We start from the raw sequence: 5,099 nt of genomic DNA, 5'->3' as shown, positions 1-5,099 counted from the left end.
GGCGGCGGGGCCCAGGGCGGCGATCGCGGCGTCGATGTCGGCCTCCGTCGTCGTGTACCCCAGGCTGAGCCGCAGGCTGCTCCGGGCCGAGGCGTCGTCGGCGCCGAGGGCGAGCAGGACGTGACTGGGCTCGGCGACCCCGGCGGTGCACGCGGAGCCGGTCGAGCACTCGATCCCGGCGGCGTCCAACAGGAGGATGAGCGACTCCCCGGAGCATCCGGGGAAGGTGATGTTGGCGATCCCCGGGAGGCGCTCGCCGCCCCCGTTGGCGATAGCACCGGGGACCGCGGCGAGCACGCCGTCGATCAGCCGGTCCCGCAGCGCGGTCAGCCGCCGCGTCTCGGCCTCCATCTCGCGGACGGCCTCGTCGAGCGCCACGGCCATGGCGACGACACCGGGGACGTCCACCGACCCGGAGCGCAGATCGCGCTCCTGCCCGCCGCCGAAGCCGATCGGAACGCACTCGGCGCCCCGGTCGAGGATCAGGGCGCCCACCCCGAGCGGGCCTCCGAATTTGTGGGCGGACAGGCTCAGCGAGGTGACGCCGAGGGCGGCGAAGTCCACCGGCACGTGCCCCACGGCCTGGACGGCGTCGGTGTGGACCGCGGCGCCGACCGCGCGGGCGTGGCCGGCGACCGCCGCGACGTCGCCGAGGGTACCGATCTCGTTGTTGGCCAGCATCGTCGCGACGAGGGCGAGGCGGGGGCCGGCCTCCTCGGCGAGCTCGCGGACGGTGTCGGGAACGACGGCGCCGCGAGTGTCGACGGGCAGGAGCCGGATCTCCTTTTCTCCCCCGCGCCCGGTCGCCAGATGGGCTGCGGCGTCGAGCACGGAGTGGTGCTCGGTGGCGCCGACGGCGACGAGGTCGCCGTCGTGCGCGGCGGCCTGGCCGAGGATCGCGAGGTTGTCCGACTCGGTGCCGCCGGAGGTGAACACCACCTCCGAGGGGCGACACCCGAGGTGGTGGGCGAGCGACTCGCGGGCCTCCTCGACGCGTCGCCGCGCGCGGCGACCGGAGCCGTGGAGCGAGGAGGCGTTGCCGACCACCGAGGCCGCCTCGGCGTAGGCGGCGACGGCCGCCGGACGCATCGGGGTGGTCGCGGCGTGGTCCAGATAGTGCACGGGGCGCAAGGTGGGCATATCGCAGGCAAGGATACGCCCGGATGTGCCGGACCCCGGCACCGCAGGGGTGCCGGGGTCCGGGTCGCGTCCGTCAGACACGGTGTGCGGGGCTCACTTGCGGGCGTTGATGGCCTCGGTGAGCTGCGGGGCGACGTTGAACAGGTCGCCGACGATGCCGTAGTCCGCGATCTCGAAGATCGGGGCCTCCTCGTCCTTGTTCACCGCGACGATCGTCTTGGACGTCTGCATGCCGGCGCGGTGCTGGATGGCGCCGGAGATGCCTAGGGCGATGTACAGCTGCGGCGACACGGTCTTGCCGGTCTGGCCGACCTGGAACTGGCCCGGGTAGTAGCCCGAGTCGACGGCGGCGCGGGAGGCGCCGACCGCACCCTTGAGGGAGTCGGCGAGCGGCTCGACGACCTCCTCGAACTTCTCGGCCGAGCCGACACCGCGTCCACCGGAGACGACGACGGTCGCCTCGGTGAGCTCGGGGCGGTCGCCACCGACGATCGGGTTGCGCGAGATGATCTTCGCGGCGTTCTCGGGCTCGGGGACCTGAACCTCGACGACTTCACCCGCGCCCGCGGCCGGGGACGCCTCGACGGAGCCGGGACGGACCGTGTAGATCGGGGTGTCGCCGGAGACGGTGGCCTCGACGGTGTAGGCGCCACCGAAGATCGAGTGGACGGCGGAGCCGTCCTCGCGGATCTCGATGACGTCGGTGAGGACGCCCGAGCCGGTGCGCGCCGCGAGACGACCCGCGACCTCCTTGCCCTCGAAGGTGGCGGCCAGGACGATCGCGGCGGCGCCCTGCTCGGCGAGGCCGGCCAGGACGTCGACCTTGGGGGTGACGAGGTAGTTCTGCACCGCGTCGCCCTCGGCGACGTAGATCTTCTCCGCGCCGGCCTCCTTGAGGGCGTCGGTGAGCGCGGCGGCGGTGCCGGTCTCGCCGAACACGACGGCGGACGGCTCGCCGAGCGCGCGGGCGGCGGTCAGCAGCTCGTTGGTGACCTTCTTGAGTTCGCCGTCGACGTGCTCGACCGCGACGAGGACTTCAGCCATGGTGGGTTCTCCTTGAAAAAGACTGTGATGAGTCGGTCGGGGTGAGCTCGCGTCAGATGAGCTTCTGCGACACGAGGTACTTGGCGATGTCGTTGCCGCCCTCGCCCTCGTCGACGACCTTCTCACCGGCCGCACGCGGCGGCTTGGGGGCGGAGGAGATCACGGTCGACGCGGCGTTGTCCTTGCCGACCTGGCCGGCCTCGACGTTCGCGTCGGCCAGGGTGAGGACCTCGACCGGCTTCTTCTTCGCGGCCATGATGCCCTTGAAGGACGGGAACCGCGGCTCGTTGATCTTCTCGCCGACGGACACGACGCACGGCAGGGAGGCCTCGACCTCGAAGATGCCCTCGTCGGTCTCGCGCTCGCCCCTGGCGACGCCGTCGGCGATCTCGAGGGTGCGCATGTGGGTGAGCTGGGGCAGGCCCAGGTACTCGGCGAGGATGGCCGGGACGGCACCCATGCGGCCGTCGGTGGCCTCGTTGCCGGCGATGACCAGCTCGGTGCCCTCGATGGTGCCCAGCACGTTGGCCAGGGCCCACGCGGTCTGGACGACGTCGGACCCGTGGAGGCCCTCGTCGTTGAGGTGGACCGCCTTGTCGGCACCCATCGACAGGGCCTTGCGGATGGCCTCGGTGGCGCGATCCGGTCCGGCGCACAGGACGGTGACCTCGCCGCCGTTGGCCTCCTTGATCTGGAGCGCCTGCTCGACGGCCTTCTCGTTGATCTCGTCCAGGACCGCGTCCGCGGCCTCGCGGTCCAGGGTGTAGTCCCCGTCCGAGAGCTTGCGCTCGGAATAGGTGTCGGGAACCTGCTTGATCAGTACGACGATGTTCGTCATGGGCCTGCGTCGACCTCCTGCGAGTCGGGGGCGGGGTGCGCCCCCGTCATGACCGGGCGCACCGGATTGTGGTCCTACCTGACACAATAACGGCACCGGCGTCACGGTGGCGGGGCCGGGTTCGCCCGGTCAGTTGATCCGCTTCTCCCAGCCCGCCCACGCGGCGTCGCGCAGTTCGTTCTTGCGCACCTTGCCGGTGGACGTCCGGGGCAGCGCCTCGGTCAGCTCCACCGCGCCGGGGACCTTGTATCGGGCGATCTTCGTGCGGCAGTGCTCGATCACGCCGGCCTCGTCGAGCTGCGACCCCGGCCGCACCACGACGTAGGCCTTGGGCCGCTCGCCCCACTTCTCGTCGGGCATGGACACCACGGCGCAGTCCACGACGTCGGGGTGGGAGACGATCGCCTGCTCGACCTCGATCGTGGAGATGTTCTCGCCGCCGGAGACCACCACGTCCTTGGCGCGGTCGAGCAGCTGCACGTATCCGTCGGGGTGCATCACGCCGAGGTCACCGGAGTGGAACCAGCCCCCGGCGAACGCGGCGGCGGTGGCCTCGGGGTCGTTGAAGTAGCCCTTCATGACGCCGTTGCCGGTCATCACGACCTCGCCCATCGTCACGCCGTCGGCAGGCACGTCGATCAGACGGGTCTCCCCGGGCGAGGTCCGCTCGACCACGCGCACGGTGTCGGCGTGGATCATCGCGACGCCCTGGCGGGACTTGAGGCCGGCACGCTCGTCGGGGTCGAGATCGGCCCAGCCGGGCTGCGGGGTGCACACGGTGAAGGGGCCGTAGGTCTCGGTGAGGCCGTACACCTGGGTGACGTCGATCCCGAGCTCCTCGAAGCGGCGCAGGATGGTCGGCGAGGGCGGCGCCCCGGCGGTGATCATGCGGATCCCCTCGATCGGCCGGGCCGCCGGGTCGTCCGCGATGGTGCTCAACACGGCGGGGGCACCGGCGAGGCGGTTGATCCCCTCGTCGTCGAACAGTCTCCAGATGTCCTCCCCGCGGACGGCGCGCAGACACACGTGGGTGCCCCGCGCACCGGTCAGCGCCCAGGTGGTGCACCAGCCGTTGCAGTGGAACATCGGCAGGGTCCACAGGTACCGCGAGTCGGCGTCGAGGTCCTGGGTGATGATCTCGCCGAGCGCGTTGAGGTAGGCGCCGCGGTGGGTGTACATGACGCCCTTGGGGCGGCCGGTCGTGCCGGAGGTGTAGTTGACGGCGATGACGGAGTCCTCGTCGGCGACGGTCCACGGCACGGGCTGCGGCGAGGCGTTCGCGAGGCCCTCCTCGAGGGCCTCGGCACGCGGGCCGAAGCGGGACGCGTCGGGCTGCGTGCCGTCGGCGTCGGGCGCGACGAGGAGCAGCCGCAGCGCGTCGGGGACCTCGTCGCCCAGGCCGGCGAGCAGGTCGGCGTCGGCGATGAGCACCTCGATGCCGGCGTGGTCGACGATGTACGCGATCTCGGCCGGGGCCAGACGGGTGTTGAGGGCGACCACGGCTCCGCCGGCCAGCGGGACGGCGAACTGGGCGAGCAGGGCCTCCGCGGAGTTGGGGGCGAGGACGCCGACGCGGTCGCCGCGCGCGACGCCGCGCATCTTCAGCAGCGAGGCCAGTCTGGTGGCCCGGTCGGCGAACTCGGCGTAGGTCTGGCGCCGCGGGCCGTCCACCACCGCGGTCGCGTCGGGTGAGACGCGCGCGGCCTTCTCGAGGAAGCTCAGCGGGGTCAGCGCGGTGTCGAGTCCGGAGTTCGCTGTCATCGGGGTGTCCGCCTTCCGTCGGGCCGGGGCCGGGGCTGGTGCCCTCGCGGGCAGGGTGAGTGTCGTCACGGTATCGGCGGAGCGCGCTCCGCGAGTGGCGGTTCCCCCGGGCGTACCCCTGGGTCGCCGGGCGCTCGGACTACGCTTACGCCCTGATCACTCTTTCGACGGGGGGACCTGTGGCACCGGCATCGTTACCGCGCACCGTGCGGTCCCTGGTCGTGGCCGGGCTCGCCCTGGGCGTGGCCTCGGGCTGCGCGTCGGACACGCCGAGCGGGGGCGCGCGCCTCGGCCAGGCCGCGAGCTGGTCGTCGGT

General features: G+C 72.3%; 4 protein-coding genes. All 4 read right to left on the bottom strand.

Annotation, left to right across the window (positions count from 1 at the left end; translation table 11 throughout):
* Positions 1-1,140, bottom strand: a 1,140-nt coding sequence (locus tag HMPREF3086_RS00205; RefSeq protein WP_070719655.1) for a cysteine desulfurase family protein, incomplete at its 3' end; no start/stop codon positions are given.
* A gap of 93 nt (positions 1,141-1,233) precedes the next feature.
* Entirely contained in the window at positions 1,234-2,184 is a 951-nt protein-coding gene (locus HMPREF3086_RS00200; RefSeq protein ID WP_061229416.1) for an electron transfer flavoprotein subunit alpha/FixB family protein, read from the bottom strand.
* Positions 2,185-2,236: 52 nt separating this feature from the next.
* Positions 2,237-3,022, bottom strand: a complete 786-nt coding sequence (locus tag HMPREF3086_RS00195; RefSeq protein ID WP_070719654.1) for an electron transfer flavoprotein subunit beta/FixA family protein — start codon at positions 3,020-3,022, stop codon at positions 2,237-2,239.
* A gap of 129 nt (positions 3,023-3,151) precedes the next feature.
* The gene (locus HMPREF3086_RS00190) at positions 3,152-4,783 is read right to left on the bottom strand and encodes an AMP-binding protein (RefSeq protein ID WP_061229418.1); all 1,632 of its coding nucleotides are present in this window, start codon (positions 4,781-4,783) and stop codon (positions 3,152-3,154) included.
* Positions 4,784-5,099: the final 316 nt, after the last annotated feature.

Origin of the sequence: Dietzia sp. HMSC21D01 (genome assembly GCF_001815995.1) — a bacterium.
GTDB lineage: Bacteria > Actinomycetota > Actinomycetes > Mycobacteriales > Mycobacteriaceae > Dietzia > Dietzia cinnamea.
This window is presented reverse-complemented; position numbering and strand designations above follow the sequence as displayed.